Here is an 816-nt window from a genome sequence, read left to right as displayed (position 1 = left end):
GATGACCTCGCCCTTGACGAAGATCTGGCCCTTGCCGTTGCCGGAGGCGACGCCCAGGTCGGCCTCGCGGGCCTCGCCGGGGCCGTTGACGACGCAGCCCATGACCGCGACGCGCAGCGGCACCTCCATGCCCTCCAGGCCGGCCGTGACCTCCTCGGCGAGCTTGTAGACGTCCACCTGGGCGCGGCCGCAGGACGGGCAGGAGACGATCTCCAGGCGGCGCTGGCGCAGGTTGAGGGACTCCAGGATCTGGATGCCGACCTTGATCTCCTCGGCCGGCGGGGCCGACAGGGAGACGCGGATGGTGTCGCCGATGCCCTCGGAGAGCAGGGCGCCGAAGGCCACGGCCGACTTGATGGTGCCCTGGAACGCCGGGCCCGCCTCGGTCACACCCAGGTGCAGGGGGTAGTCGCACTGGGCGGCCAGCTGGCGGTAGGCGTTGACCATCACGACCGGGTCGTTGTGCTTGACCGAGATCTTGATGTCGCGGAAGCCGTGCTCCTCGAAGAGGGACGCCTCCCACAGGGCGGACTCGACGAGTGCCTCGGGGGTGGCCTTGCCGTACTTCTGCAGCAGGCGGCGGTCCAGCGAGCCGGCGTTGACGCCGATGCGGATCGGGGTGCCGGCGTCGCCGGCGGCCTTGGCGATCTCCTTGACCTTGTCGTCGAACTGCTTGATGTTGCCCGGGTTGACCCGGACGGCGGCGCAGCCGGCGTCGATGGCGGCGAAGACGTACTTCGGCTGGAAGTGGATGTCCGCGATCACCGGGATCTGGGACTTCTTCGCGATGACCGGCAGCGCGTCGGCGTCGTCCTG

At 69.9% G+C, this 816-nt stretch carries 1 protein-coding gene; it reads right to left on the bottom strand.

Going from position 1 to position 816, the window contains the following annotated elements; genetic code table 11:
• A partial coding sequence (gene ispG, locus IE182_RS31550) for a flavodoxin-dependent (E)-4-hydroxy-3-methylbut-2-enyl-diphosphate synthase (protein ID WP_190113421.1) occupies positions 1-816 on the bottom strand: 816 nt, incomplete at both ends.

This window comes from Streptomyces cinnamoneus (genome assembly GCF_014650495.1).
Classification (GTDB): domain Bacteria; phylum Actinomycetota; class Actinomycetes; order Streptomycetales; family Streptomycetaceae; genus Streptomyces; species Streptomyces cinnamoneus.
The sequence above is the reverse complement of the archived record's forward strand: the minus strand, read 5'-3'. Positions and strand labels throughout refer to the sequence as shown.